Source organism: Achromobacter sp. (genome assembly GCF_049647645.1).
Taxonomy (GTDB): domain Bacteria; phylum Pseudomonadota; class Gammaproteobacteria; order Burkholderiales; family Burkholderiaceae_B; genus Achromobacter.
In genome coordinates, this window is sequence record NZ_JBARYB010000158.1 from 1 (window position 1) to 26,137 (window position 26,137).

25 protein-coding genes and 1 pseudogene are annotated in these 26,137 nt (G+C 65.8%); 16 read left to right on the forward strand and 10 right to left on the reverse strand.

Annotated features, from left to right (window positions below; all coding sequences use genetic code 11):
• From WBB14_RS18845 to WBB14_RS18865, 5 genes and pseudogenes are all read left to right on the forward strand, one after another.
• A pseudogene (locus tag WBB14_RS18845) lies at positions 1–117 on the forward strand (single-stranded DNA-binding protein); the annotation flags it as partial.
• Between the two features lie 285 nt (positions 118–402).
• Complete coding sequence (locus WBB14_RS18850) at positions 403–984, forward strand: hypothetical protein (protein ID WP_424241177.1); 582 nt, start codon at positions 403–405, stop codon at positions 982–984.
• Positions 985–1,309: 325 nt separating this feature from the next.
• Positions 1,310–1,615: a DUF4148 domain-containing protein gene (locus tag WBB14_RS18855; RefSeq protein ID WP_332015859.1), complete on the forward strand. Its 306-nt coding sequence runs from the start codon at positions 1,310–1,312 to the stop codon at positions 1,613–1,615.
• A gap of 82 nt (positions 1,616–1,697) precedes the next feature.
• Positions 1,698–2,003: a DUF4148 domain-containing protein gene (locus WBB14_RS18860; protein WP_424241178.1), complete on the forward strand. Its 306-nt coding sequence runs from the start codon at positions 1,698–1,700 to the stop codon at positions 2,001–2,003.
• Positions 2,004–2,135: 132 nt separating this feature from the next.
• The gene (locus WBB14_RS18865) at positions 2,136–2,729 is read left to right on the forward strand and encodes a TetR/AcrR family transcriptional regulator (RefSeq protein WP_207467393.1); all 594 of its coding nucleotides are present in this window, start codon (positions 2,136–2,138) and stop codon (positions 2,727–2,729) included.
• Positions 2,730–2,801: 72 nt separating this feature from the next.
• Here the strand turns inward: WBB14_RS18865 and WBB14_RS18870 are convergent, their stop codons facing one another.
• The 3 genes from WBB14_RS18870 to WBB14_RS18880 all read right to left on the reverse strand — a co-directional run bounded on the left by WBB14_RS18870 (position 2,802) and on the right by WBB14_RS18880 (position 6,821).
• On the reverse strand, positions 2,802–3,662 hold the full coding sequence (locus WBB14_RS18870; RefSeq protein WP_424241179.1) for a cysteine hydrolase: 861 nt from the start codon (positions 3,660–3,662) through the stop codon (positions 2,802–2,804).
• 249 nt (positions 3,663–3,911) lie between these two features.
• Complete coding sequence (locus tag WBB14_RS18875; RefSeq protein ID WP_424241180.1) at positions 3,912–4,529, reverse strand: TetR/AcrR family transcriptional regulator; 618 nt, start codon at positions 4,527–4,529, stop codon at positions 3,912–3,914.
• A 117-nt stretch (positions 4,530–4,646) separates the two neighbouring features.
• Complete coding sequence (locus WBB14_RS18880; RefSeq protein WP_424241181.1) at positions 4,647–6,821, reverse strand: malate synthase G; 2,175 nt, start codon at positions 6,819–6,821, stop codon at positions 4,647–4,649.
• A gap of 238 nt (positions 6,822–7,059) precedes the next feature.
• On the opposite strand from WBB14_RS18880, the gene glcC reads away from it, so the two are divergent.
• On the forward strand, positions 7,060–7,824 hold the full coding sequence (gene glcC / locus WBB14_RS18885) for a transcriptional regulator GlcC (RefSeq protein ID WP_013396917.1): 765 nt from the start codon (positions 7,060–7,062) through the stop codon (positions 7,822–7,824).
• A 60-nt stretch (positions 7,825–7,884) separates the two neighbouring features.
• Here glcC and WBB14_RS18890 read toward each other — a convergent pair whose 3' ends face one another.
• The 5 genes from WBB14_RS18890 to WBB14_RS18910 form a co-directional block, all read right to left on the reverse strand.
• On the reverse strand, positions 7,885–9,009 hold the full coding sequence (locus tag WBB14_RS18890) for a saccharopine dehydrogenase C-terminal domain-containing protein (protein WP_424241182.1): 1,125 nt from the start codon (positions 9,007–9,009) through the stop codon (positions 7,885–7,887).
• A gap of 201 nt (positions 9,010–9,210) precedes the next feature.
• Positions 9,211–9,603: a DUF4148 domain-containing protein gene (locus tag WBB14_RS18895; RefSeq protein ID WP_088143440.1), complete on the reverse strand. Its 393-nt coding sequence runs from the start codon at positions 9,601–9,603 to the stop codon at positions 9,211–9,213.
• A gap of 315 nt (positions 9,604–9,918) precedes the next feature.
• Positions 9,919–10,323: a DUF1090 domain-containing protein gene (locus WBB14_RS18900; protein WP_424241183.1), complete on the reverse strand. Its 405-nt coding sequence runs from the start codon at positions 10,321–10,323 to the stop codon at positions 9,919–9,921.
• A 116-nt stretch (positions 10,324–10,439) separates the two neighbouring features.
• A complete protein-coding gene (gene ubiA, locus WBB14_RS18905) occupies positions 10,440–11,366 on the reverse strand; it encodes a 4-hydroxybenzoate octaprenyltransferase (protein WP_424241184.1) in 927 nt (308 codons plus the stop codon).
• Between the two features lie 209 nt (positions 11,367–11,575).
• The gene (locus tag WBB14_RS18910) at positions 11,576–12,772 is read right to left on the reverse strand and encodes a PLP-dependent aminotransferase family protein (RefSeq protein WP_424241185.1); all 1,197 of its coding nucleotides are present in this window, start codon (positions 12,770–12,772) and stop codon (positions 11,576–11,578) included.
• 177 nt (positions 12,773–12,949) lie between these two features.
• Between WBB14_RS18910 and WBB14_RS18915 the strand changes: the two genes are divergently transcribed.
• The 6 genes from WBB14_RS18915 (at position 12,950) to WBB14_RS18940 (ending at position 19,315) form a co-directional block, all read left to right on the forward strand.
• Positions 12,950–13,435 (forward strand): GAF domain-containing protein, encoded by a 486-nt coding sequence (locus WBB14_RS18915; RefSeq protein ID WP_424241186.1) that lies wholly within the window; start codon positions 12,950–12,952, stop codon positions 13,433–13,435.
• A gap of 339 nt (positions 13,436–13,774) precedes the next feature.
• The gene (gene dapA / locus WBB14_RS18920) at positions 13,775–14,671 is read left to right on the forward strand and encodes a 4-hydroxy-tetrahydrodipicolinate synthase (RefSeq protein ID WP_424241187.1); all 897 of its coding nucleotides are present in this window, start codon (positions 13,775–13,777) and stop codon (positions 14,669–14,671) included.
• A gap of 123 nt (positions 14,672–14,794) precedes the next feature.
• A complete protein-coding gene (locus WBB14_RS18925; RefSeq protein ID WP_424241188.1) occupies positions 14,795–15,571 on the forward strand; it encodes a sterol desaturase family protein in 777 nt (258 codons plus the stop codon).
• On the forward strand, positions 15,531–16,463 hold the full coding sequence (locus WBB14_RS18930) for a fatty acid desaturase (protein ID WP_424241189.1): 933 nt from the start codon (positions 15,531–15,533) through the stop codon (positions 16,461–16,463). The genes WBB14_RS18925 and WBB14_RS18930 overlap by 41 nt, the downstream gene beginning before the upstream one ends.
• Before the next feature lie 33 nt (positions 16,464–16,496).
• Positions 16,497–18,422 (forward strand): iron-containing redox enzyme family protein, encoded by a 1,926-nt coding sequence (locus tag WBB14_RS18935; protein WP_424241190.1) that lies wholly within the window; start codon positions 16,497–16,499, stop codon positions 18,420–18,422.
• Entirely contained in the window at positions 18,419–19,315 is an 897-nt protein-coding gene (locus WBB14_RS18940) for a DUF6999 family protein (RefSeq protein WP_424241191.1), read from the forward strand. Before WBB14_RS18935 ends, WBB14_RS18940 begins: the two co-directional genes overlap by 4 nt.
• Positions 19,316–19,324: 9 nt before the next feature.
• Here WBB14_RS18940 and WBB14_RS18945 read toward each other — a convergent pair whose 3' ends face one another.
• Both WBB14_RS18945 and WBB14_RS18950 read right to left on the reverse strand, forming a co-directional pair.
• A complete protein-coding gene (locus WBB14_RS18945; protein ID WP_424241192.1) occupies positions 19,325–20,197 on the reverse strand; it encodes a MurR/RpiR family transcriptional regulator in 873 nt (290 codons plus the stop codon).
• Between the two features lie 26 nt (positions 20,198–20,223).
• Positions 20,224–21,555 (reverse strand): aspartate aminotransferase family protein, encoded by a 1,332-nt coding sequence (locus WBB14_RS18950; protein WP_424241193.1) that lies wholly within the window; start codon positions 21,553–21,555, stop codon positions 20,224–20,226.
• A 130-nt stretch (positions 21,556–21,685) separates the two neighbouring features.
• Between WBB14_RS18950 and WBB14_RS18955 the strand changes: the two genes are divergently transcribed.
• The 4 genes from WBB14_RS18955 to WBB14_RS18970 all read left to right on the forward strand — a co-directional run.
• Entirely contained in the window at positions 21,686–22,666 is a 981-nt protein-coding gene (locus tag WBB14_RS18955; RefSeq protein ID WP_424241194.1) for a Bug family tripartite tricarboxylate transporter substrate binding protein, read from the forward strand.
• A 12-nt stretch (positions 22,667–22,678) separates the two neighbouring features.
• On the forward strand, positions 22,679–24,211 hold the full coding sequence (locus WBB14_RS18960; RefSeq protein ID WP_424241195.1) for a M81 family metallopeptidase: 1,533 nt from the start codon (positions 22,679–22,681) through the stop codon (positions 24,209–24,211).
• Between the two features lie 135 nt (positions 24,212–24,346).
• Entirely contained in the window at positions 24,347–25,630 is a 1,284-nt protein-coding gene (locus tag WBB14_RS18965; RefSeq protein WP_424241196.1) for a putative Na+/H+ antiporter, read from the forward strand.
• 252 nt (positions 25,631–25,882) lie between these two features.
• Positions 25,883–26,137, forward strand: a 255-nt coding sequence (locus WBB14_RS18970) for an FmdB family zinc ribbon protein (RefSeq protein ID WP_424241197.1), incomplete at its 3' end; no start/stop codon positions are given.

Genomic DNA, 26,137 nt, shown 5'->3' on the forward strand with positions numbered 1-26,137 from the left:
GCGCAGCAGCGCGCCCCGGCCCAACGCCCGGCCCCGCAGCAGCGTCCGGCTCCCGCAGCGGCTCCGGCCAGCAGCGGTGCGAATCTGGCGGATATGGACGACGATATTCCCTTCTGATTCAGCGTCAGCGGAATTTCGTTGTTAGAAGGCCTCTGCCCTCTGGGCAAGCGCCTTTTTCTTGCCTTCCGCTGAACGCCAGGCTTGCCGCAGGCGCGAGGTCATGCCGCGGATGGCGCAGCCCCGCGCAGAGCCTGGGCGATAGTCCTGCGGCGCCACGGCTGAAGGGCTTCCGACGCCGGGGCTTACGCAGTAATCTGAGTCCCGTTCAGGGCAGGTTGGTTGGCACGGTTTGCGCCGTAGCCAGCCGCCAAGCTCAGCGTTGTTCTTGGATGGGAGGACGCCATGCCCGTAGGACCCGACTACCCCTGCGATCAAAGCGAGAAGTACTCGCTTGAGGCGCGCAACAGCATCCGCTATTCGCCGGCCGCCGACAACATCCAAGGCCTCTTTCTCACGCCCGAAGGCGATCTGCGGACCTGGTTGATCGCCTCTTATGTGCAGGACAGCCACAGGGATCTGATCACGGCGCTGGCCTACCTTGATGTCGCGGATCGGGCTGCCGCGGACCGCAGCGCGCGTGAAGCGCAACAGAGCGCCACCCTGCACGCCGAGATTTCGGACTTGCGCAACGAAGTCCGGCAACTCCGGGATACCGTGCAAGCCAGCGCCCAGCTGGTGCAGGCGCTGGTAAGTTCGCTTGGGGTGATCGTGCCCGCCTGGCACACCCGCAAGGAAATCGAGGAGGGCGACGACATGGGCCTGACCATGCCAAGCGCCAAGTCGGCCGGTCTCGTCATCGAGATCATTGCGTTGCAACGTGAACCGGGTTTCGGGCACGAGGAAATCGTCTCGATGGAACCCGAGGCCGGAACGCTGGTGGCACGGGGCAGCACCGTCCGCGTGAGAATGAACTTCATGGGCTGAGCGCCCGGCAGTTGCGGCTATCGAGGATTTATCGCACATCAGCCATGCGGGTCAGTCCCTGCAATGCCTGATTTCCTTGCGGCTTGCACGTGATGGCGTCGAGGCGAATTCCCGGTTTTTGCGCAGCAGAATTATTTTGTTTCACAAAACCCCCTTGCGCTATCTACCTAGTAGTAGATAAGATTCATCCATCGACGCAGCAAACCAAACACACGCCGCAGTCGAAATCAGAAATACAGTAGGACCGCTTTTTTATTTCCCTCTTCATCTACCTATAAGTAGATAGTTTTTGAACCGCTACGCAATCGTTATCTGGAGCTCAACCATGAAGACCCTCGTATCCGCCCTGATCCTGTCCGCTTCCTTCATCGGCGCCGCCCAAGCTGGCGAACTGGACTATCCGCCCGCCCTGAACACCGAAAGCACGGTGACCCGCGCCCAGGTGCAACAAGAGCTGGCCCAAGCCCGCGCCAATGGCGAACTGGCATCCAGCGAAGAAGGCAACACCACCACGATTTTTGCCGCCTCCGGCGACAAGAGCCGCGCCCAAGTCCAAAAAGAACTGGCCGCCGCGCGCGCCCAAGGCCTGACCGACAGTAGCGAACTGGCTTACCCGCCCGTGCAAGGCTAAGTTTTTCACGCGATATCTATCTATAAGTAGATAACTCTATCAAAACCCCGATGCTGCATCCGATCCTTATTGGAGATCAACCATGAAGACCCTCGTATCCGCCCTGATCCTGTCCGCTTCCTTCATCGGCGCCGCCCAAGCCGGCGAGCTGGACTATCCGCCTCCCCTGAACACCGAAAGCACGGTGACCCGCGCCCAGGTGCAACAAGAGCTGGCCCAGGCGCGCGCCAACGGCGAGCTGGTGTCTGGCGAAGAAGGTTACGCCGCCACGATGTTTGCCGCGGCCGGCGGCAAGACCCGCACGCAAGTGCAACAGGAACTGGCCGCCGCCCGTGCGCATGGCCTGACCGAGAGCGGCGAACTGGCCTACCCGCCCGTGCAAGGCTGAACCTTATGCTGGCACATGTGGACCCCGGGGGGCGGGATGTGCATCCCGGCCGGGGTCCGCAAGGGTTTTGGAGCAGTGGCAACGCTGCCGGAACCGATGACGAATCAACCTATTAGTAGGTAATATTCAGCCATGGACACTCCTACTTCCAACACCACTCGCGAACAGCTTCTGGCCCATGCCGAGAAGCTGATCCGCACGCGCGGATGCAACGGCTTCAGCTACCGCGACCTGGCTGAGCACGTGGGCGTGAAGACGTCCAGCATCCACTATTACTTTCCGGGCAAGGACGACTTGCTCTACGAGGCTGTCGACGCCTACAGCACGCGTGCGCTGGCTGCCATACGCGCCATCGATACTTCGCTGCCGGCGCAGGAGCAGCTGGATCAATATCTGTCGATGATGGAATCGCGCGCCTGCGGGTCCGGCGAACTCTGTCTGGCCGGCATGCTGGCGGCCGAGGTCAACTCGCTGCCCGAACGCGTGCGCGGCGCATTGCAGGGATTCTTCCGCGCGCACGAAGCCTGGCTGGCCAGGGTGCTGGCCGAAGGCGCGGCGCAGGGCACGATGAAGTTCTCCGGCACGCCCGAGGCGGCCGGCCGCGCGGTGTTCGCCACGGTGCAGGGTTGCATACTGATTGCGCGCCTGTTCCAGCAACCCGCCGCCCTATGCGAAGCGATCGGCGCCTTGTACGTGCAGTGCGAAGGCCACGAAGGCGGCGCCTGAGCGCTCTCCATCCAGCCTGTCAGCCACGGCCGCCATGCGCAAGCAGGCGGCCGTTGTCTTTGCGCGGCGCAATCAGGCCGCGAGCAGCGCCCGCGCCATGTCGACGCTGGTGCGCGCCTGTATGCCCAGGTCGCGCATGCGCTGCTGGAATGTCGCCTGTGCGTCTTCGAAGCCCGCGACCGGACTCATGCAATCGGTCAGCAGGACCAGGCGCGACAGGTCGCGGCCGGGCAGATGCTCGGCCAGGTGTTCGACGGTGGCCTTGACGCAATGGCTGCCGGCCTGGCCGGCGATGAGGATGGTTTCGGCGCGATCCAGCGAATCCAGCAAGCTGTGGTTGAGCTGGCTGCGCGGATCGTCGGCGTCGGGGACTTCGGCCATCAGCGCGCTGTAGTGCTCGGTCCAGGGGTTCATGCCCTTGGGCACCTTGCGCACGATGAACTGGCGCTCGTCTTCCCAGCGGCTGTAGGCCGCGCGCACGTCGGCATGCACGTTGTGGCCCCAGGTGCCGATCTCGCAATGCAGCGGCCATACCATCAGGGTGTAGCGGCCCCGCGCTTCCAATTCGTCCAGATAGGACAAGGTGCGCGGCAGGTCGTCGGCGTGGCGCGGCCGGAAATCGCCGGCGCGCAGCTGGGCCGCCGTGATCGGCGTATACGGAGCCACCGGCTGGCCATCGCCGGTGGACCAGAAGGTCGGATGGGCGATGTCCAGGCGGTGGTGCGAATCCAGCGTCACCGTGATCGACGTGAGCGCGGGCGCGGCCGTGTCGATGAAGCGCGCCAGCCGCTGCATGTCGGCATGCGCGCCAGCCACCGGCAGGGCGGGCGCGTGCGCGGCGCCCGTCACGGGATCCCTGGGCAGGTAGGACTCGGGCAGATCGCAGAAGTCATTCTGCGGATCGATGATCAGTAGATGATTGGAGCGCGGCATGACGACGTTCGGGGGAGGCGAACTCGAAATATAGAACGGGATGGCCATGTCATTCTAGAAAAGTACCAGATGCTCGGCGCAGTCCGGCAACTGCTTCAGCAGGGCGCGCCACTGCAGCCAGACTCTGGCCCCCGCTGTAGCGGCGATTACTGCGATAACAATCCACATGGCAGGCTCCTGGACAAATTTCGCACGATCGTGCGAAATTTAAGTGAAGAATTGCCGGCACGGGCCGGCGCAAAAAAACGACTACTCGAGGTACTTGAAACTGCGGTAGGTGGAAATCAATCGTTCATAAGCGGCCCGCACCCGCTCGGGGGCCTTGGGGTCGCGCAGGAAGCGTGCGTCGTGCATCAGCCCGATCATCAGGCTGTAGACCTCGAACACGAGTTGTTCAGGATCCGTGTCCGGCCTGACATGGCCGGCTTCCAGAGCCTGGTTGACCGTGCGCAGCATGGCGTCGCGCCAGCGCCGCAGATTGCCTTCCAGCACCGAGCGCAGGGGGGATTCCACGTCGTCATACTCGAAGGCGCCCGCTACGTAGATGCAGCCGGTCAGCGTTTCGACGTTGCTGGCGCGTTCGATCCAGAGCGAGACCAGGGCGTTCAGGCGAGGCAGGCCGCGGGGATGGGCCATGGCCGGCGTGAATACGGCTCCGACGAAACGCCGGTCGTATTCGTCCAGCACCGCCTGCTGCAAGGCTTCCAGCGAACCCACGCGCGAGAACACGCCACTTTTGCTGATGCCCAGGCGCTTGGCCACCTGGCCGAGCGACAGGCTTTCCATGCCCTGTGCTGCGGCCATGTCCAGGGCCGCGTCCACAATGGCCGCGAAGGTCAGTTCGCTTTTCTCGGTTTTGGCAGTCATGCGCGCAATTTAGCACGACCGTGCTAAATTGCGCGCGTTATTTTTCAGGGTCGCGCCCCAAAAAAAACCGGACAGCAAGGCTGTCCGATCTGCGTGCTGCGGCGTAGCGCGTCGGGATCAGGCCTGGGCGGCCTTGAACTCCAGGCGGTACTTATGCAACAGCGGCTCGGTGTAGCCGTTGGGCTGGGTCAGGCCTTCGAACACCAGCGCGCAGGCGGCCTTGAACGCCAGCGAGGTGTCGAAATTGCCGGCCATCGGGCGATAAAGGGCATCGCCCGCGTTCTGGCCGTCGACCACCTTGGCCATGCGCTTGAAGGTCTCCGTGACCTGCTCGCGGTTGGTCACGCCATGGCGCAGCCAGTTGGCGATGTGCTGGCTGGAGATGCGCAGGGTGGCGCGGTCTTCCATCAGGCCGACGTTGTGGATGTCCGGCACCTTGGAGCAGCCCACGCCCTGGTCGATCCAGCGCACCACATAGCCCAGGATGCCCTGGACGTTGTTGTCGAGTTCCTGCTGGATGTCCTGCGCGGACCACTTGGATGGGTCGCCGACCGGCACGGTCAGCAGGCCGCCCAGCAAGTCGTCGCGCACGCTGTCGAGCTTGGTGCGTTCCAGTTCCTGCTGCACCGCCTGCACGTCGACCTGGTGGTAGTGCAGCGCGTGTAGCGTGGCGGCGGTGGGCGAAGGCACCCAGGCGGTATTGGCGCCGGCCTTGGGGTGGGCGATCTTCTGTTCCAGCATGGCGGCCATCAGGTCCGGCATGGCCCACATGCCCTTGCCGATCTGGGCGCGGCCGCGCAAGCCGGCGTCCAGCCCGACCAGCACGTTGTTGCGCTCGTAGGCGGTGATCCAGGCGGTGGACTTCATGTCGCCCTTGCGCAGCATGGGGCCGGCTTCCATGCTGGAGTGCATTTCGTCGCCGGTGCGGTCCAGGAAGCCCGTGTTGATGAAGGCCACGCGCGCGGCGGCGGCTTCGATGCAGGCCTTGAGGTTGATGCTGGTGCGGCGCTCTTCGTCCATGATGCCCATTTTCAGGGTGTTGCGCGGCAGCTTCAGCAGGTCTTCGACGCGGTCGAACAATTCGCTGGCAAAGGCGGCTTCGACCGGGCCGTGCATCTTGGGCTTCACGATGTAGACGGAGCCGGTGCGCGAATTCAGCTTGTGCTTGCGGTCCTGCAAGGCGGCCAGGCTGGTGACCACGGCGTCCAGGATGCCTTCGGGGATCTCGCGGCCTTCGCGGTCCAGGATGGCCGGGTTGGTCATCAGGTGGCCGACGTTGCGCACGAACATGAGCGAACGGCCGTGCAGGGTCAGCGGCGAACCGTCGGGGCGCGTGTAGTTGCGGTCGGCGTTGAGCTTGCGGGTGAAGGTCTTGCCGCCCTTGGTGACCTCTTCGGTCAGGTCGCCCTTCATCAGGCCGAGCCAGTTGCGATAGACGTGGACCTTGTCGTCGGCGTCCACTGCGGCGATGGAGTCCTCGCAGTCCATGATGGTGGTGAGCGCGGCTTCCACCAGCACGTCCTTGACGCCTGCGGCGTCGGTGGCGCCGATGCTGTGGCTGCGGTCGACCTGGATTTCGAAGTGCAGGCCGTTGTTTTTGAGCAGGATGGCCGAGGGTGCGGATGCCTCGCCCTGGTAGCCGGCGAATTGCGCGGCATTCTTCAGGCCGGTCGAGCCATTGGCCAGCGCCACGCGCAATTGGCCATTTTCAATGGTGTAGCCGCGGGCGTCGACGTGCGAGCCCTGGGCCAATGGCGCGGCCGTGTCCAGGAAGGCGCGGGCGCGGGCGATGACGGCGGCGCCGCGTTCCGGGTTGTAGCCGCGGCCCGTGTCGCCGGGCGTGGCGGGGATGGCGTCGGTGCCGTAGAGCGCGTCGTACAGGCTGCCCCAGCGCGCATTGGCGGCGTTCAGCGCGTAGCGCGAATTGGACATGGGTACGACCAGCTGCGGGCCGGCCTGCTGCGAGATCTCGGTATCGACGTTCTCGGTGGTGGCGCGCACGCTGGCGGGCTGCGGCAGCAGATAGCCGATGCCTTCCAGGAATTTGCGGTAGGCGGCCGGGTCGGCGATGGGGCCGGGATGGGCGCGGTGCCAGGCGTCGAGTTCGGCCTGCAGGCGGTCGCGTTCGGCCAGCAGCGCGCGGTTCTTGGGAGCCAGGTCGTCCACCAGGGCCGCAAAGCCTTGCCAGAAGCCGTCGGCATCCAGGCCGGTGCCGGGCAGGGCTTCCTGTTCGATGAATTGGTTGAGATTGGCCGCCACTTGCAGGCCGTGGTGCTGGATGCGTTGAGTCATGCGGTTCTCTAGCGGTAAGGGACTGGCCGACGCCGCGCGCCGGGCGTATCTGGTCCCGACATCATCGTTCGCGTCTCTCTCAATGTCCATATCAAAACTCACTGGTCATACCAGTTTGTGCGCTGCCATATAGGCAAATACGTATTTTTTATGGTTTTATATCAGCGACTTACAGGGGTGTGATCCAATGGCTCCTATCGATGGGCCGCTTGGTCATACCACTGGTGACGGAGAGTGCATGTACGCGGAAACAGAAGAAAAGCCCCGTCAGGTGGCGGACGAGGTCGCCGAGCGGATCGAGCGCCTGATCCTGGACGGAGTGCTGAAGGCCGGCCAGGCGCTGCCTTCCGAACGGCGCCTGACCGAGAAGCTGGGCGTGTCGCGCACGGCCTTGCGAGAAGGGCTCAAGCTGTTGCGCGCGCGCGAGATCATCCATACCGCGCAGGGCAAGGGTTCCTATGTGGCGCACATTTCCAAGGTCGACGCCGGGCCGCTCATGCATCTGTTCAATTCGCAGCCGCGCACGCTCTATGACCTGCTGGAAGTGCGTTCGCTGCTGGAAGCCGAGTCCGCCCGGTTGGCAGCCATACGCGGTACCGAGGCGGATTTCATCATGATCCGCCGCCGCTATGACGAAATGGTGGCGGCCCAGGGCACCGCCACCGACACGGCGACGCATGCGCATCTGGACCATGCCTTCCATCTGGCCATCTGCGAGGCTTCGCACAATCCGGTGCTGGTGCACACGCTGCAATCCTTGACGGATCTGCTGCTGGGGTCGGTCTTCGCCTGCGTCAACAACCTGTACCATCGCCAACCCGAGAAACGCCAGATCGACCGGCAGCACACGCGGCTGTTCAACGCCGTAACGGCGCGCCAGCCGGAGCAGGCGCGCAAGGCCGCCGCGGACCACGTGGACAGCGTGCGCCAGAGCCTGGCCGATATCGAGCAGGAAGAGCAGCGCCTGGTGCGCGCGACGTTGCGCCTGGAAGGTTGGAGCTAGCGTCCCATCCCGCCGTGCGCTTTTGCGGGATAGGACGCCGGGGGCGGCGCGCGACCGGATTCAGCGGTCGGCCATGGCGCCGCTGCCTGCCAGGGCCAGCGGTTTGCCCGCATAGACCCGGCCGAAACGGTTGTTGATGAACGTATCCAGGTCTATCGCTTCCTGGCCCACGAAGCCGCGCTGCGGCAAGGCGCCCTGCGCCACCAGGTCCACCGCGGCGCAGATTCCGGCAGCGGTGGAGAGCTGGATGGCGCTGAGGCGATGGCCGTCGACTTCCGCGCCGAAGATGCGGATGGGGTAGGACTCTTCCTCCAGGCGGCCACGCCGGCGGCCGGACGCCGAGGCCTGGATCACGATCACGTCCTGTTCGGTCGTGGGTATGGCAGCCTCGAAGATTTCCTTGAGCAGGTCGCGGCGGTCGCGCAGGCGCAGGTCGTTGAGCAGCAGTTTCATGATGCTGCAGTGGCCCGGGTAGCGCACCGATTTGTAGTCCACGTTGCGGGCGCGGCCGCGCAAGGTGGCGGGTAAGGTGCCCAATCCGCCCGAGGTGTTGAAGGCCTCGTATTCCACGCCATCCAGCGCGAAAGTTTCGTAGCCTTCCAGGGCGGGCACGCTGGTCAACTGGCCGTCGACGATGGCCTCGCAAGGGTTGCAGTATTCGTTGATCAGCCCCTCGGTGCTCCAGGTCAGGTTGTAGCGCAGGCTGTTGGAGGGATAGCGCGGCAGGGCGCCCACGCGCATGCGCAGGTCCAGCAGGGTGTCGAAGCGGCGCGCCAGTGCGTTGCCGACCACGCCGATAAAACCTGGAGCCAGGCCGCATTGGGGCATCAGTACGCTGCTTGCGGTTTCCGCCAGCGCCTGGATCGCGTGCGTGCTGGCCACGTCTTCCGTCAGGTCGAAGTAGTGCACGCCTGCCTTGGCACATAGACCGGCCACCGCGGCGGCGCGGTGAAAGGGCAAGGCGTTAATGACCGCGTATCGGCCTTCGATGCATTGCGCCACGGAGTCGTCGTCGGAAATCTGGCGGGTTTCGCAGCCCAGCTCGGCCGCGATGCGCAGCCGCGCGGGATCCTGGTCGGCAACCAGCACCGAGTAGCCGCCGCTGCGTTCCAACATCAGGGCGATGGCGAAACCGATTTTTCCGGCGCCCAGGAGTAGGACGGGCCGGGGAGAGACGGTGGTCATGGTGCGGCTCCTGCATGGAAGGGGGATGGGTGAGCTCATCCTATGCGGGGTCGCTGTCGATGTGTAGATGCTAAATAGTCGAATCGGCCATCGGTAACGTTAATTCGACTTAATTTATTGTCGAAACGTCAAAAACGAAGCCCTCCGGTTTGGGGCCGGAGGGCTTCGGGGCGCTGCCTGGCCGGGGAGGCCAGGGGGGGATCAGCTGCCCAGGGGCGGGTAGTCCAGGTTGCCGAAGGTGACCAGGCCTTCCGACTTGGCTTGGGCCAGTTCGGTGCGGACCTGGGCGCGGGTCAGCGAAGTGGCTTGTTCAGCCGCGGCGACGGGCGGGTAGTCCAGATTACCGAAGGTCACTTCGCCGGCGTTCTTGGCTTGCTGCAGTTCAGCTTGCACTTGCTGCGAGGTCAGGGTCGACTTCGGGGCGATGGCGGCGGGGTAGCCTTCTTCGCCGAAGGTGTATTGGCCCGAAATCTTGGCCTGTTGCAGTTCGGCCTGGACTTGAGCGCGGGTGGGGCCCTGATCAGCCTCGGCGGCTTGGGCGCCGGCAGCCAGAACGGACATCGACAGCATCAAAGCGGTAGCAAGGGTTTTCATGGCAGACCTCCAGTGTCTTGAGCTTGGGAGCCGAACCGCTGACCTGATTGCCTGGGGTTCGCTTGCTGTGTCCCGATGAGATGCATTCTGGCCTCAAAACACCCCCGGATAAACCCTGATTCTCTGAAAACATCTTTCCAAAAAGAAGACTAATAGGTTTCCATTTCACCAAATGGCACCATGGATGGTGAAATTTCCGTTTGATGACACCATAGGAGGTAGTCCACCCGGGAGGGGCGGAGGTCAGGCGGCGGCGGGGGGGAAGTGGGGCGCGCAGCCCCGGCTTGATCCCGGGGCTGGCAGGAGGGCGGAGGATCAGCGGTTCAGTTCGACCAGCGCGGCGTTGTATTCCGCCTGGGCTTCATCCAGCTTGCGCTGGGCCTTGTCGATCTTGTCCTGCTTGCCCTTGGCCCGGGCCTGCTTGAGCTCGCTTTCGCGTTCGGCGACCTTGTTCTGCTTGTCGCGCACATCGGCTTCGCGCTGCGACTGCAGGCGGCTGTCGGTGCAATGGGCTTTCGCCTCGGCCAAGGCCTTGCGCAACCCGGCTTCGCGGCGGGTATTGTTCTGTGCCTTGGCGGCGGCGATGTCGTTTTCGATTTCGCAGAACTTGGCGGCGCAGCCGCGCTGGGCCGAGCAATCGCTGGCGGCCTGGGCCGGGATCGCCACGAATGCGGCGGCCGCGGCGGCCGACAAGGCCAGGGATTTGAGCAGTGAGGGCATGCGTGGTCTCCGTAAAGCGTTGCGGTGGCTACATCATGGCCCCAGTCGGCGCCGCCGGCAATGCGCGGCGTCAACGGGGCATCAGCGCCGCGATCAGGGCGCTGCCGACGCAGCCCTCAGCGGATCAGCGTGCCGGCCAGCGCGGCGGCGACCAGCAGGGCGCCCAGCCACAGGTTGGCGCGGAACAGCATGAAGTTGCGGTCGGGCCGCTGGATGTCGAAGACCTTCAGCTGCCACGCCAGGTGCACCGCCACCGCCACCATGCCGACCTGATAGGCCCAAGACAGCCCGATGGCGTAGCCGCCCCAGGCCCACAGCGCGATGGTGGCCAGGTAGAAGCCGCCGATCCAGAGCTTGCCCTGGTCGCCGAAACGCATGGCGGTGGAATGCAGGCCCAGGCTGCGGTCGTCGCGCACGTCCACGTAGGCGTAGATGCTGTCGTAGCCGACCTGCCACAGCACCGCGCCCGCCCACATGGCGATGGCGGCCAGCGGCACGTGGTTCTGCGTGTCCGACCAGGCCATCAGCATGCCCCAGTTGAAGCAGATGCCCAGCACTACTTGCGGCCAGTACGTGACGCGCTTGCACAGCGGGTAGATGAAGACGAAGGGCAGCACCGCCACGGCCAGCCAACGGCTCATTTCGTTCAGGAAAAACAGCAGCGACCCGCAGACCAGCAACTGCCCGATGAGGAACCAGACCGCGTTCTTCATCGTCAGCTGGCCGCTGGTCAGCGGGCGGAAGCGGGTGCGCTCGACGTGCTTGTCGAAATTGCGGTCGCACATGTCATTGACGGTGCAGCCAATGCCGCGCATCAGCAGCGCGCCCAGCGAGAACACGATCAGCCGCCGCAGGTCCGGCAGGCCGCCCGCGGCCTGGACCAGCGCGGCGATGGCCGGCAGCAGGGTCAGCCAGGTGCCGATGGGGCGGTCCAGGCGGCACAGGCGGGCATAGGGCCGCCAGGACTTGGGCAGCCAGCGTTCGACCCAGTCGGTGAAGACGATGTCGCTGAGGTCAACGGGGGATGGTTGGGGGGCGCTCACTGTCACGGCGAAACGGAATGGGAAAACCAAGAGCATAAAACAACGGCGGCCGGGCATCCTGCCCAGCCGCCGTTCATGTCCTGTAGCCCCTTCGAGGCACCCTCGTCATATCGCCACTGTCGTGGCGAAAGTGGGGCCGCACGGATCCGGCTCCGCCGGTCCGTAGCGGCGCCCCCTGGGGGGAAGCGCCGCAGGCGCTTCGGGGGGGGTCACACCCCTTTCAGCAGCTTGCCCAGGATCGCGATGCCGCGGCGGATCTTGTCTTCCGGCACGGTGGCGAAGCTCAGGCGCAGCGTGTTGGTCTTGCCGGCGCCGCAGTAGAACGGCGCGCCGGGCACGAACGCCACGTTTTGCGCGATGGCCTTTTCCAGCAGCTTGGTGCTGTCGATGTGTTCGGGCAAGGTCAGCCAGATGAACATGCCGCCCTCAGGCTTGGTCCAGGTGACGGTGTCGGGGAATTCCTGCTTGATGGCTTCCAGCATGCAGCTGCCCTGGGCGCGGTAGATTTCGCGCACGTTGGGCAGGTGCTCTTCCAGGAAGCCGTCCTTGACGATCTCGTACACGGCCATCTGGGTCAGCGTGGGCGTGTGCAGGTCGGTGGCCTGCTTGGCCTGCACCAGCTTGTTGATCAGCGGGCGCGCGGCGGCGATGTAGCCCAGGCGCAGGCCGGGGGCCAGCACCTTGGAGAACGTGCCCAAGCGAACGACGTTGGCGCCGTACTCGGCAGCCAGCGCGATCAGGCCAGGCTGCGGTTCACCGGCGTAGCGCAGTTCGCCGTAGGGATCGTCCTCGACAATGGTGAGGTTCAGTTCCGCGGCGCGCTTGACCAGCGCGATGCGGCGTTCCAGGTTCAGCGTGCGGCCGGTGGGGTTCTGGAAGTTGGGCAGGGCGTACAGGAAGCGGGCGCCGCCAGCCAGTTCAGGCGTGATCGCTTCGGGGATCAAGCCGCCTTCGTCGGTGGGTACCGGCACGAAGTTGGGCTGGTACAGGCTGAACGATTGCAGCGCGCCCAGATAGCTGGGATCTTCGACCAACACCTTGCTGTCCTTGTCGATCAGCACCTTGCCCAGCAGGTCCAGCGCCTGCTGCGAACCCGACACGATCAGGATCTGGTCGGCGGCAACGCTGGCGCCGGCCTTGTTCAGATCATCGGCCACCCATTGGCGCAGCGGCGCAAAGCCTTCCGTGGGGCCATACTGCAGGGCGGCGCGGCCGTTGGTGGACAGTACCTTGTCGAATGCCGCGCGAACTACCTCTACCGGGAAGCCGCCGGGCGCCGGCAGGCCGCCAGCGAACGAAATGACTTCGGGGCGCTCGGTGACCTTGAGGATCTCGCGGATGGCGGAGCTGGTGAGTTGCTGGGCGCGTTCCGAAAAGGAAAACGCAGGTTCGAGAGGCTTGTCCATGGAGTGCTTCTTGAAAAAGAAGGGTAGGAAAATACGGGCGCTTGGTCCCTTGGGTGGCCCGGCGGAAAAACATTCGGCAAAAAACTATTGTCCCACACGGCAGAGGCCCGGCCCCCATAACGCCGGGAACCCCTAAAATCACCTGCATCGATAATCGCCTGTACAGTTACATTTGCCATGTTCGAAGCCGCTCCCATCGTCGCCGACTCCAAGGCCGCCCTGTATGCCGGCCTGGCCACCCAGGCCCGCGCCCTGCTCGAAGGCGAGCCCGACCGCATCGCCAATGCCGCCAACCTGAGCGCGCTGGCCTACCAGGCCCTGCCCGACCTGAACTGGGCGGGCTTCTATTTCTTTGACGGCACGGAACTGGTGCTGGGTCCGTTCCAGGGCAAGCCTGCTTGCGTGCGCATCCCGCTGAACCGCGGCGTATGCGGGGCGGCCGCCAGCCAGCGGCAGACGCAGCTGGTGCCTGACGTGCATGCGTTTCCCGGCCACATCGCCTGCGACGCGGCTTCGCGTTCCGAGATCGTGGTGCCGCTGGTCCATCAGGGCCAATTGATCGGCGTGTGGGACGTGGACAGCCCGGTGCCGGATCGTTTCGACGAAGACGACCGCCAGGGCATGGAAGCCCTGTGCGCGGTGTTCCTGGCCAGCCTGGGCTGAGCCGCGCCGCCGCCGCGCTGCACGCCGTTGACACGGTTGCGGCCTCCCGGTAGATTTCCGCATCTGCGCTTGCACACCACCGCATCCGTTCCCGCATTCATGATTCATCAGGCCATCCAATCCGCTTTCCCGTTCCGCGCCCTGGGCGTGGTGCTGGCTTGCGCCGGCCTGAAATCCAAAAAACAGCCGCTCATCTGACCGGAGCATGCTGTTCCGTCAGATGGGCGACGGAACAGCGGCCTCCTGGCGGCGCTTGGCGCCGTCCGCGCATCCCCTAGTATCCCGAGCACTTCTGTACGGTCCTCAACCACGGTCCGCTTACAACGCAGGAGTGTTCACATGCAATCTCATCATCAATCTCCGATCCAGGGCGTCTGGGTGCCTCTCGTCACGCCGTTTTCCGGCGGCGCCGTGGACGGCGGGGCTTTGCGCCGCCTGGTGCGCCACTACGCCGCGGCGGGCGTGGATGGGCTGGTCGTGTGCGGCAGCACCGGCGAGGCCGCGTCGCTGGACGATGCCGAGCAGCTGGCGGTGCTGGATGCCGTGCTGACCGAGGCCGGCAGACTGCCCGTCATCATGGGCCTGGCGGGCAACCATCACGGACACGTGATGCAGCGGCTGGCGGCTTTCGGCACGCGTCCGTTGGCCGGCATCCTGGCGCCGGCGCCGTACTACGTGCGCCCCGGCCAGGAAGGCGCCGCCGCCTATTTCCGCTGCCTGGCCGATGCCTCGCGCTTCCCCCTGGTGCTCTACGACATCCCCTACCGCACTGGCACGACATTGGATACAGCGACCCTGCTGGCGCTGGCCGCGCATCCCAACATCGCGGCCATCAAGGACTGCGGCGGCTTGCTGGAAAAGACGATCGCCCTGATCGCCGACGGCAATATGCACGTGCTGGCGGGCGAGGACCTGCAGGCGCTGTCGGTGATGAGCCTGGGGGGCGCAGGCATGATCGCGGCCGCGGCGCATATCCGTCCCGACCTGTTCGTGGCCATGCACCAGGCCGTGAAGGCCCAGCAGCTGGACTTGGCCCGCAAGCTGTTCCACGCGCTGGTCCCGGTCATCCAACTGACCTTCGCCGAACCCAATCCCGGTCCCTTGAAGGCACAGCTGGGGCGTCAGGGCCTGCTGAGCGAGGAACTGCGCATGCCCATGCCGCCCGCCAGCACGGCTTTGGCGGCGCGCATGGACGCCGCCGTGGCGGGACTGAACCGGCAATATCCCTGCCAGTAGCCCGAACTTGGTGAGCAGTCCGCCAGCTTTGTGGTGTTCGGATTCATTTAGTAATAAATGTCCTACCGGGAAGCTGACGGATTGCTTATCATGCGGCCATTCTTCGGGTGAAACAAAACGTTCATGGCCCAAGCTTTTGTAGCCTTGTCCGCCTGGCAAGTCATGCTGGCGGGCCTGCTGTTCTTCAGCGGCATCTATCTGGTCTTCGGTGCGGCCACCTGGCTGCTGACGCAGCACATCCTGCCCGCGCTGGGCATCGGGCGAGCGCTGGATCCGCGCCCGCTGGCGCCGGGCCAGCTGCGGCGCGAATTCGCACAGTCCGGCCTGTCCATCCTGCTGTTCGGCACCGGCATGATTTTCCCGTGGGGCCTGCTGCAGCTGGGCTGGGCGCACCTGGACCCGGATGCCAGTTGGCAAAAGATCACGGTCGAGATCCTGGTGCTGGTGGCCTGGAACGACGTGCATTTCTGGATCAACCACCGCCTGCTGCACACCAAGCTGCTGCGCCGCTTCCACCTGCCGCATCATCGCTCGGTCGTGACCACGCCGTTCTCGACCTACAGCTTCCATCCCATCGAAGCGCTGATGTTGGGCAACGTGATCATGCTGCCCATGGTGTTGCATGACTTCAGTTTCTGGTCGCTGGCGTCGGTGCCGCTGTTCAGCCTGTTCTTCAATTGCATCGGCCACGCCAACTACGACTTCTTTCCCAACGTGTCCTATGCGCACTGGTTCGCCGCCAGCCGCAGGCATCACTTGCACCATGCCTGCTACAACGGCAATTACGGTTTCCAGTTCACCTTCATGGACCGCCTGTTCCGCACCCGCCTCAAGGCTGAGGCGGCACAGTCCCAGCTGAATGCTTTCCGGCAACGAGAATCGCTTGGCGGGCGCGCTTAAGCGGCAGCGCCGGCTGCCGTCGCTGCGCAGCCGGCGCGACTGGCAAAGCCTGGCCTACCTGGCTGCGTTGCCCGCGCTGGCGGCCTGGCAGTGGGTGTACGGCTTCTGGTGGCCGCTATACGGCCTGATGCTGTTCCTGACCCTGGGCGTGGGCGTCATCCATCACAACCATACGCACATCCGCATGTGGCGCGGCCGCTGGACCAACCGCGCCACCGATTTCTGGATCACGCTGCTGCAAGGGCACCCGACCTTCGTGTTCTATCCGGCGCACGTGGCCAACCACCACCGCTACAAGCATGGCGTGCGCGACGTGGCGCGCACTTACCGCTTCGGCGGCGACACCAACCATTTGTGGGGCTACCTGATCCATCCATTGCAGGCGGGTTGGGTGCTGTATCCCTTGTTCTTCGCGTGGCTGGGCCGCTTGTACCGGCATTGGCCGGGCGCCTGGCGCTATTGCATGGCGCAGTACGGCGTATGGCTGGGTCTGTGGGGCGGGCTGCTGGCGGTCAACCCCGTGAAGGCGCTGGTGTTCGTCATCGTGCCGCAACTGCACGGGCTGCACTGGCTGCTGGCCACCAACTACCTGCAGCATGCGCACGCCGACGGCGGGCCCCGGTCCGTCGCGGGCCTGAACTATGCGCGCAATTTCGAAGGCCTGGTCAATCCGCTGCTCTTCAACATCGGCCTGCACACCGCGCACCACGAGCATCCGCGGGCGCACTGGTCCGAACTGACGCGCCTGCACCGCGAGCAATACCGCAGTCGCGTGAATCCGGCCTTGAACGAGCCGGGCCTCACGCCCTACATGTTCCGCGTGTTCGTGCTGGGCGCCTTCATGCCGCGCTTTCGCAGCCGTTCATGCATGGCGCCCGAGCACATCCGCTAGCGCTGCACTCTCCACATCCACCAGAGGCCTCTCATGCCCATTGCGTTTCATCGTGTCTACCTGGAAAGCGCCGGCTACTTCATGCCGGGCGAGCCCGTGTCCAACGATGCCATGGACAGCTACATTGCGCCGCTGAACCGCATGTCCAGCCGCATCAAGAGCCGCATCCTGGCCGAGAACGGTATCAAGCAGCGCTACTACGCAATCGATCCCGAGGGCGCTACGGTGTACACCAACGCGCAGCTCGCGGCCAACGCCATCCGCGATTGCCTGCGGCGCCACGACAGCGACCTGGCGGCCGTGTCGCTGCTGGCGAGCGGCTCGTCGGGCGGAGACGCGCTGATGCCAGGTTTCTCCAACATGATCCAGGGCGAGCTGGCCGCGCATCCGATGGAAACCCTGTCGGTGCACGGCATCTGCGCCGCGGGCGTGTCGGCCATCCAGACGGCCGCGCAGGGCGTGGAGCTGGGCGGACATGCCAGCGCCCTGGCCGTGGCCAGCGAGCTGCCGTCGCGGCTGTTCAAGCGCTCGCGCTTCGCGGCGCGCGGCTACGACGCCGACTTCGACGCGCATTTCCTGCGCTGGATGCTGTCGGACGGCGCGGGAGCGGTGTTGTTGGGCAATAGCGGACGGCCCTTGCCGGGCGCCTCGCAAGGCGTGCGCCTGCGCCTGAAGTGGGTGCATCAGCGCTCGTTCTCGGGCGACTATCCGGTGTGCATGCAGCTGGGCCTGTCGGCCGACCGAGCCAAGGGCCATCTGGACTATCCGTCGTGGAACGAGGCCGAGGCCGATGGCGCGCTGTCCTTGCGCCAGGACATCCGCCTGCTGCCGCACCTGTTCGACATCGGCATCCATGAATACGCCAAGCTGGTGCGCGACGGTTGGGTGGACCCAGACCAGGTGGACCACTTCCTGTGCCATTACTCGTCCGAGAAATTCATCCCCGTGGTGGAAGACCTGATGGAGAAGGCCGGCCTGGTGATCCCGCGCGAACGCTGGTTCAGCAACCTGGCGTGGCGCGGCAATACCGGCGCGGCCTCCATCCTGATCATGCTGGCCGAGTTTCTGGAAACGCGCGAAGTGAAGCCAGGCGAGCAGATCTTCTGCTACATCCCGGAATCGGGCCGTTTCATGGCCGCGTACATGCTGCTGGAAGCCGAGGCCGTGCACGCGCCGCAGATCGCCGTGGGCGCGCCCGCCGTGGCTGCGGCGCGAGAAGACGCGAACAGCGACGACGCCGCCGCGATCGCGCCGCCGCACGATCCGGACATGGCTCCGCAAGGCTTGGGCCAGCTGCTGACCGAGCTGGCCGCGATCTGGCACGATTACCGCTCGCGCGTGTGGCGCACGCCGGTGGTGCGGCGTCTGCGCAACCGCCAGTTCCAGACGGCCGACTACCTGAACTGGATGGAGAACTGGATTCCGCAGGTGCGCGAAGGCAGCAAATGGATGCGCGAAGGCGCCGCCTCGCTGTCGGAGCAGTACGCGCCGCTGGCCGCGTTGATCGATACGCATGCCGGCGAAGAGCAGAACGATTTCCAGATCCTGTTCCAGGACTACCGCAACGCGGGCGGGTCGGTGGACAGCATCGATGCCCTGCGCCGCAATCCCGGCGGCGAAGCGCTTAACGCCTACCTGCACGGCCTGGCCGCCACGCGCGATCCGATCGGCCTGCTGGGCGCCATCTACATCATCGAAGGCACGGGCCAGCGCATCGTGCCGGCGTTGTTGCCGCTGCTCAAGGCCAGCCTGCAGCTGCCGCCCGACGCCTTCCGCTTCCTGGAATACCACGGCCACAACGACGAGCATCACCTGGCGCGTTGGTTGTCGGCGGTGGAACTGGCGCTGGACTGCGACGAGGACGGCCGCGCCGAACAGCGCATCGTCGACACGGCGCGCCGCACGGCGGCTTTGTACCTGATGCAGTTTCACCACGTGATGGAAGGCGACGCGTCATGAGCAAAGAGCCCGAATTCCTTGCCAAGCCGCACGATCCCGCCGATCCCAGCCCCTGGCTGGCGCTCTACCTGGACCGCAGCACGCCCTTGCCCGACAAGGTCAAGAAGGCCTGGCTGACGGATTCCAGCTGCGCCTCGCGCCAGTACCTGCTGCCGTTCCTGCGGCCGCTGGCGCGCGCCTTCATCATCCTGATCCAGGTCATCAAGACCTTCCTGCCGCGCCGCTGGTCGCATTCCAAGCTGCTGCACCGCATCCTGGCCTGGGGCTTGAAGCGCTTCGTGTCGCCCGAGGCCAACTGGCTGATCCTGCGCCACTTTCACCTGGGCGCGCAAATCCTGTCGTTCATCGCGGCCAATTCGCCGGTGCGCATCACCACCACGCCGCTGGAGCCGCGCGATATCGATGACCTGAAGGACGAAATGTTCGTCAAGCACGACCTGAACCTGTTCAACTTCGTCATCCGATTGAACCAGGCGCTGCGCGATGCCGGCGTGGAAATGCATGCGCCGGAACGGGTCGATTTCTCGATGATCCGCGATCCGGACCTGCTGCTTGAAGACATGCCGCAGGGCAAGCTGAACTTCCTCGACCTGCAAAGCGCCATCGAGCTGTTCACGCCGCTGTACCAGCTGATGCTGACCGACAACGACTTCTGGCGCGCGGCCAATTCGCTGCAGCTGGACGAGACCATCGGCATCTATGCGGCCAAGCTGCTGGGCGCGCCGCAGCACCTGATCCTGGTCAACAACAACCATCCGCTGGTGCCGATGTCGACCTTGCGCGCGGGCTACCGGCTGGTGCTGCACGGCTTGTCCACCGAGATGCTGCACAGCCTGCTGATGGAAATGAAAGAGGCGCAGCAAGGCGGCGAGCCGCTGGCGCCGATCGCCTGAGGCGGCGCCTCAGCGCTTTTCCGCGTACACGCCAAAGCGCTGCAGCTGCGCTTCGCTATTGGCGATTTCACGCAGGCTGTCCTCGCCGCTGTGCGCGACCAGCATGGCGGCCAGTGTCTGCGCGATGGACAGCGCAGGCACGACCGAGGGAAACAGCGAGGGCGTGTCGTTGGCCACCAGCAGCAACGCCTGGGCGCCCGGGGCAATCGGCGACACCGCGCTGTCGGTGACCGCGACCACGCTGGCGCCGCGCTCGCGCGCGAATTCCACCGCCGTGACCGCCGCCTGGGCATAGGGCGCCTGGCTGAAGGCGACCAGCGCGTCACGCGGGCCAATTCGGCGCAACTCGTCGGCCAGCGTGCCGCCCACGCCGGAGAGCAGCGTGACCTTGTCCAGGAACATGCCGCAGGCATAGCTGAAGTGATAGGCCGCCGGATACAGGCTGCGCAAGCCGATGACATAGATGCGGCGCGCGCCCGCCAGCAGGCCATGCGCAGTCTTCAGCGCGGGCAGGGCAGCGGGACCGAGGCTGCTGCCCAGATTGCGGACTTCCGCGTCGAGGATGTCGGCGACCAGTCCTGCATCGGCGTCGTGTTGTGGCCGCTTGCGCAATGCGGTGGCGCGACCCGAGAAGCTGGATCCGCCTGCGGCCAGCCAGTCGCGGTACGGCTGGCGGAACGCCTCGTAGGTATCGAATCCCAGTTGCCGGGCCAGGCGCAGCATGACGCCGGCCTGCACGCCGGCATGGCCGGCCGCGGCGCGCATCGATTCCAGGGCGATGTCCTTGGGATGATCGATCGCATAGCGGGCTGCCTGCCGCAGCTTGGGCGGCAGGGCGGAAAACTGGGCTTCGATCAATTTGTCGATGGCGGCTTTATCCATCTGCGCTCCGGGTAAGGTGCCGCGTATTATGGCGTATCGTCCGCCAGCGCCAGGTCGATGGCGCGCGCCAGCGAGTCCACCGCGAACGCCAATTCATCGGCCGTGCTGATGTAGGGCGGCGCCAGCAGCACGTGGTCGCCGACCTTGCCGTCCACGGTGCCGCCGCCCGGATAACACAGCAGGCCCAGGTCGCGCGCCTGGGCCTTGATGCGCGCATGCAGGCGGCGCTGCGGCGCGAACGCACGCAGGCTGCTGGGGTCCTCGGCCAGTTCCACGCTCCAGAACATGCCGCGGCCGCGGATGTCGGCGACGTGCGGATGGTCTGCCAGGCGCTTGGCCAGCATGGCGCCGAACTGCGCGCCCATGTCCGCCACACGTTCCACCAGCTTGTCGCGCAGCACGATGCGCTGCACCGCTAGCGCCGCGGCGCAGGCCACCGGGTGGCCGACGTAGGTGTAGCCGTGCTGGAACGCGCCCGAGCCCGCGTTGATGGCCCCGATGACGCGGTCATGCGCCAGCACGGCGCCGATCGGCAGATAGCCGCCACCCAAACCCTTGGCCAGCGTCAACAGGTCCGGCACCACGCCTTCCTGCTCGAAGGCGTGATAGCTGCCGGTGCGGCCCAGCCCGCACATGACTTCGTCCAGGATCAAGAGCACGCCGTGGCGGTCGCAGACCTGGCGGATCTTGCGGAAATAGCCGGGCACGGCGGCCACGGTGCCGGCGGTGGCGCCAACCACGGTTTCGGCGATGAAGGCGGACACGGTATCCGGGCCCAGGCGCAGGATCTCGGCGTCCAATTCTACTGCCAGGCGGTCCGTGTACTGCTCGTCGCCTTCACCGTCCTCGCGATAGTGCAGGGCAAAGCAGGGCGAGACGTGGTGGCTTTCGATCAGCACGGGCTGGTACAGGGCGCGCCGGCCGGCGTTGCCACCCACCGACAAGGCTGCCAGCGTGTTGCCGTGATAGCTCTGGCGCCGCGCGATGTAGCGGTAGCGTCCCGGTTCGCCGCGCTCCACATGGTACTGGCGCGCCATCTTCAAGGCGGTCTCGACCGCTTCCGAGCCGCCCGAAACGAAATAGGCGTTGCCCAGGCCCGCCGGGCTGTTGGCCGCCAGCAGGTCGGCCAGCTCTTCGGCCGCCGGCGTGGTGAAGAAGCTGGTGTGCGCATACTCCAGCGCGTCCAGCTGCGCGACGGCGGCGGCGCGCACTTCGGGGTGGGCATGCCCCAGGCACGAGACCGCCGCGCCGCCCGACGCATCGAAGTAGCGCCGGCCCTCCTGGTCGATGATGAAGCCGCCTTCGCCCTTGATGGCGACGGGCAGGGGATGGGAGTTGCGATGGATGATGCGGCTCATGGTGTCCTGCGGCGCTCGCGGTTTGGCTTGGTTTTCAAAATAAAACACATGGTATATTTATTGGAAAAATAAACCAAACGGTTTTATTGCCGCATTGGCCGTTGCGTCATCATTCGCTCAAGGGGGCGTCATGAATTTTTCCAGTCTGTTGCGTCGTTGGACTTTCGGGATGGCGGCGCTTGCCGCGTTGGGCGCGGCTGGGCAGGCCAGCGCTGCCTGGCCGGAGCAGCCGGTGCGGCTGGTGGTGCCGTTTGCCGCCGGAGGCACCACTGACCTGCTGGGCCGCCTGATGGCCGAGGGCCTGGGCGCCGAACTCGGCCAATCCGTGGTGGTGGTCAACAAGGCCGGCGCGGGCGGCAGCCTGGGCGCGTCCGAGGTAGCGCACGCGCAGCCGGACGGCTACACCCTGCTACTGGGCACGCCCGGCACGCAGATCATCAATGCCTACGTCTACAAGAAGATCGGCTACGACCCGGTCAAGGATTTCGCGCCGATCGCTTACGTGGCGCAGGTGCCCAACGTGGTGCTGACGCATCCCGGTTCCGGCCTGAAGAACATGGACGACCTGCTGCGCACCGCGCGCGCCGAGCCTGGACGGCTGAACTGGGGCTCGCCGGGCGTGGGCAGTTCGGGCCACCTGGCGCTGGAGATGATCAAGCGCATGGGCAAGGTGGATATCCGCCACGTGCCGTACAAGGGTGCCAGCCAGGCCAATAACGACCTGCTGGGCGGACAGATCGATCTGTGCGCCGACAACCTGCCCACCGCCTTGCCGCTGATCAAGGCGGGCAAGCTGGTGGCCCTGGGCGTCACCTCGGCCCAGCCGGTCGCCGCGGCGCCCGGCGTGGCAGCCATCGCGCAGACCGTGCCGGGCTTCGAGCTGACCTCATGGTTCGTGGTGATGGCGCCTGCCGGTACGCCTCAGCCGGTCATCGACAAGCTCAACGCCGCGGCCCAGCGGGTGCTGGATGCGCCTGGCACCCGTGAACGGCTGGCCGCCCTGGCGGCGCAGCCCATGGGCGGCTCGCCGCAAGCCTTGGCGCAGCATCTGCAGAACGAGCGCGAAAAGTACCGCGTCCTGATCGAAGGCACCGACATCCGTCCGGAATAAGCGGGGAAACGCATGGGCAAGGGCACGAAAAAACGGCTGGCGGTGGCGCGCTTCTGGTACGAAGGCAACGCCTTCTGCCCGGTGCCTTGCGCCATGGCGGATTTCGAACGGCGCGAGTGGCGCAAGGGCGGCGATGCCTTGGCTGCCGCCGCTGGCACGGCCACCGAACTGGGGGAAGTCGCAGAGTTCGCCCGCGCGCATCCGGATTGGGAGGTCGTGGCCCTGCGCTGCGCATCCGCCCTGCCTGGCGGGCCGATAGCAGACGCCGTGCACCGCGCCTTTACCGAAGAGGTACTGGCCGAGCTGGCCGCGGAAGAGGCTGGCTGGGACGCCGTCTACTTGTCGTTGCACGGCGCCGCCATTACCGACCGGCGGCAGACGCCCGACCTGGACTTCGTGCGCGCCGTGCGCGCCTTGCTACCTGATGTGCCACTGGGCGCGAGCTTCGACCTGCACGCCAACCTGGCCCCTGAACTGGGTAGCCTGCTGGATTGCGCCAGCGGCTACAAGACCTATCCCCACATAGACATGCGCGAGGCGGCGGGGCGGGTGCTCGACATGTTGCTGCGTGCGCAGGCCGGCACGCTGTCGCCGCGGGTGCTGGTGGCCAAGCCGGATTTGCTGCTGTCCAGTTTCAACATGCGCACCGATGCCGGCCCGATGCGCGAGCTGCAGGATCTTGCCGCCGCCCACGTGGGCGAGGGCGTGGCCGAAGTCTCGGTGTTCGGCGGCTTTCCGTACGCGGATACCGTCGATACCGGCGCATCGGTGCTGGTGGTGGCCGACACGGCCCGTGATGCCGCGGGCGCGCGGGCGCAGGCCGCGGCCGAGACCATGATGGCCGCCATGCGGCGTCTGGCGCCCGCGTTTGCGGTCACTCTGCCGACACCGCAAGAGGGCCTGGCGCAAGCCGTGGCAGTGGCGCGCGCGGGCGGCCTGGTGGCCGTCACCGATCCGGGCGACAACCCGTTGTCGGGAGGCGTGTGCGATACGCCGGAACTGTTCCGCGCCTTGCTGGATGCGCGGATCGATCTGTCTTGCGTGTTCGCCAGCTTCGCGGATCCGCAGGCGGTGCGGCGCGCGTATGAAGTTGGTCAAGGCGGCCACTGTGAGCTGGCGCTGGGCGGCCGCGTGAGCCGCGACTTCGGTCCGCCGGTGCGCGCGGCATTCCGGGTCGAGCGCTACACCGACGGCGAATTCAGCAACACCGGGCCGATGGAAACCGGCGTGCGCACGCGTTGCGGCCGCACCGCGCTACTGTCGCTGCGCAACAGGCCCAATGTGCTGGTCATCATCACCGAGCTGGTGGCGCCGGCCAATGATCCGGGATTCTTCACCTTGCATGGCATCGACCTCGAGCAGGTGCGCCTGCTGTGCGTGAAGGCCAAGAACCACTTCCGCGCGGCCTTCCTGCCGCTGTGCGCCGCGATCATCGACGTCGACGCGCCCGGACCGGCGGCGCTGGACCTGCGGCTGCTGCCGTTCCAGCATGCGCGGCAGGGCGCTGGGGCCACCCAGGCGGACGCAAAAGACCAGCGGAAATAGCGGCGGGGCACACACGCTCCTTGGTGTTGACCCTGCGTTACACGGTAAAGGCCTTGCGCTATATTGCGACCCTTGTCCCGCAGGCCCGCCGGGCGGCGCCTGCGCTGTCGCATCTTTCTTCCGGAAGTCGTTTACATGCCCCAGACACTTGAAGTCATCGCCACCCTCCTGTTCGCCGTGGCGGTTCTTCATACCTTCTCGGTTCCCTTCTTCGCGCGGCTCGCGCATCGTGGCGGACCGCATGCGGGCATCTGGCATCTGTTCTCCGAAGTCGAGGCCGTGTTCGGCGTATGGGCCTTCGTGCTGATCGTGGCGATGGCGGCGCTGTCGGGTCCGTCGCATGCCATCGAATACATGGACACGCGCAACTTCACCGAGCCGCTCTTTGTCTTTGTGATCATGGTGGTGGCGGCCAGCCGGCCGATACTGGAACTGGTGGGCATGCTGGTGCGGGTGGTGGCGCGCGTGCTGCCGCTGCCGCGCGAACTGGCCACCTTCTTTGTCGTGATGTCGCTGGTGCCGTTGGGCGGCTCCTTCATCACCGAACCCGCCGCGATGACGCTGGCCGCCATTCTGCTGCGCGACGCCTATTTCCGCAGCAGCGGACGTGCGGGCTTCAAGTACCTGACCCTGGGCGTGCTGTTCGTCAACGTGTCCATCGGCGGCGTGCTGACCTCCTATGCCGCGCCGCCCGTGCTGATGGTGGCCACCACTTTCGGCTGGGACTCCGCCTTCATGGCGCAGCATTTCGGTTGGCGCGCCGCGATTGCGGTCTGCCTGAACGCGGCGCTGCTCACTTTCGTTTGCCGCAAGGCGCTGCTGGAGCGCTCGGTGGGCACGGGCGGCGGCGTGGATGCCCCCGAAGGCAGCGATGCGCGTGGGCCGGTGCCGCTGCTGGTCATGCTGGTGCATCTGGTCTTCCTGGTCGCCGTGGTGCTCAGCGCGCATCATCCGGCCATCTTCCTGGGTCTCTTGATGATGTTCATCGGCTTCGCCGAAGCCTACAAGCGCTACCAGAGCCGCCTGATGATCAAGGAAGGCCTGATGGTGGGTTTCTTCCTGGCCGGACTGGTGGTGCTGGGCGGCCTGCAAAAATGGTGGCTGCAGGACCTGCTGGGCGGGCTCGAGCCCTTTGTGCTGTTCTGGGGCGCGACCGCGCTCACCGCCATTACCGATAACGCCGCGCTGACCTACCTGGGTTCGCTGGTCGAAGGCACCAACGAAGCCTGGCGCTACATGCTGGTGGCTGGCGCGGTCACGGGCGGGGGCCTGACGGTGATCGCCAACGCGCCCAATCCGGCCGGCTTCGCCATCCTGAAGAACCACTTCCCGGACGGCAGCATTTCGTCGGGGCGGCTGTTCCTGTCAGCCCTGGCGCCGACCCTGGTGGCGGCCGTGATGTTCCTGCTTCCCGTATAGGGCAGTGGGGCCGGCCGCGCCCCTGTGGCGCTGTCCGAGGCGGGCCGCCGGGACCGGACACCGTCCGTTCATGAAAAACCGCTAAAATTCAAGACTTTCCCGTATTTTTTCCGGCCTCGCCCACCCGCCGCTGCCGTTCGGATCCGGACCCGGAGCCGGTTTCAGACCCGGTCTCAGACCCGGTCCGGCCCCGGACATTGCGTCCGGTGACAGCGGCTTTTGATCCGCCGGGCCCGCGCCTGGGAGTCCTAGATGCCCATTTACGCTTACAAATGCAGCGCCTGCGGCCACGCCAAAGACGTCTTGCAGAAGATTTCCGATGCGCCGCTTTCGGTTTGCCCCGAATGCGGCCAAAGCACTTTCTCCAAGCAGGTGACCGCGGCTGGATTCCAGCTCAAGGGCTCCGGCTGGTACGTCACGGACTTCCGCGGCAACGGCAACGGAGGCAGCCAGGCTGCGGCTGCCGCTGGCACGCCGGCGGCGCCCGCTGAAAGCGCCGCGCCAGCC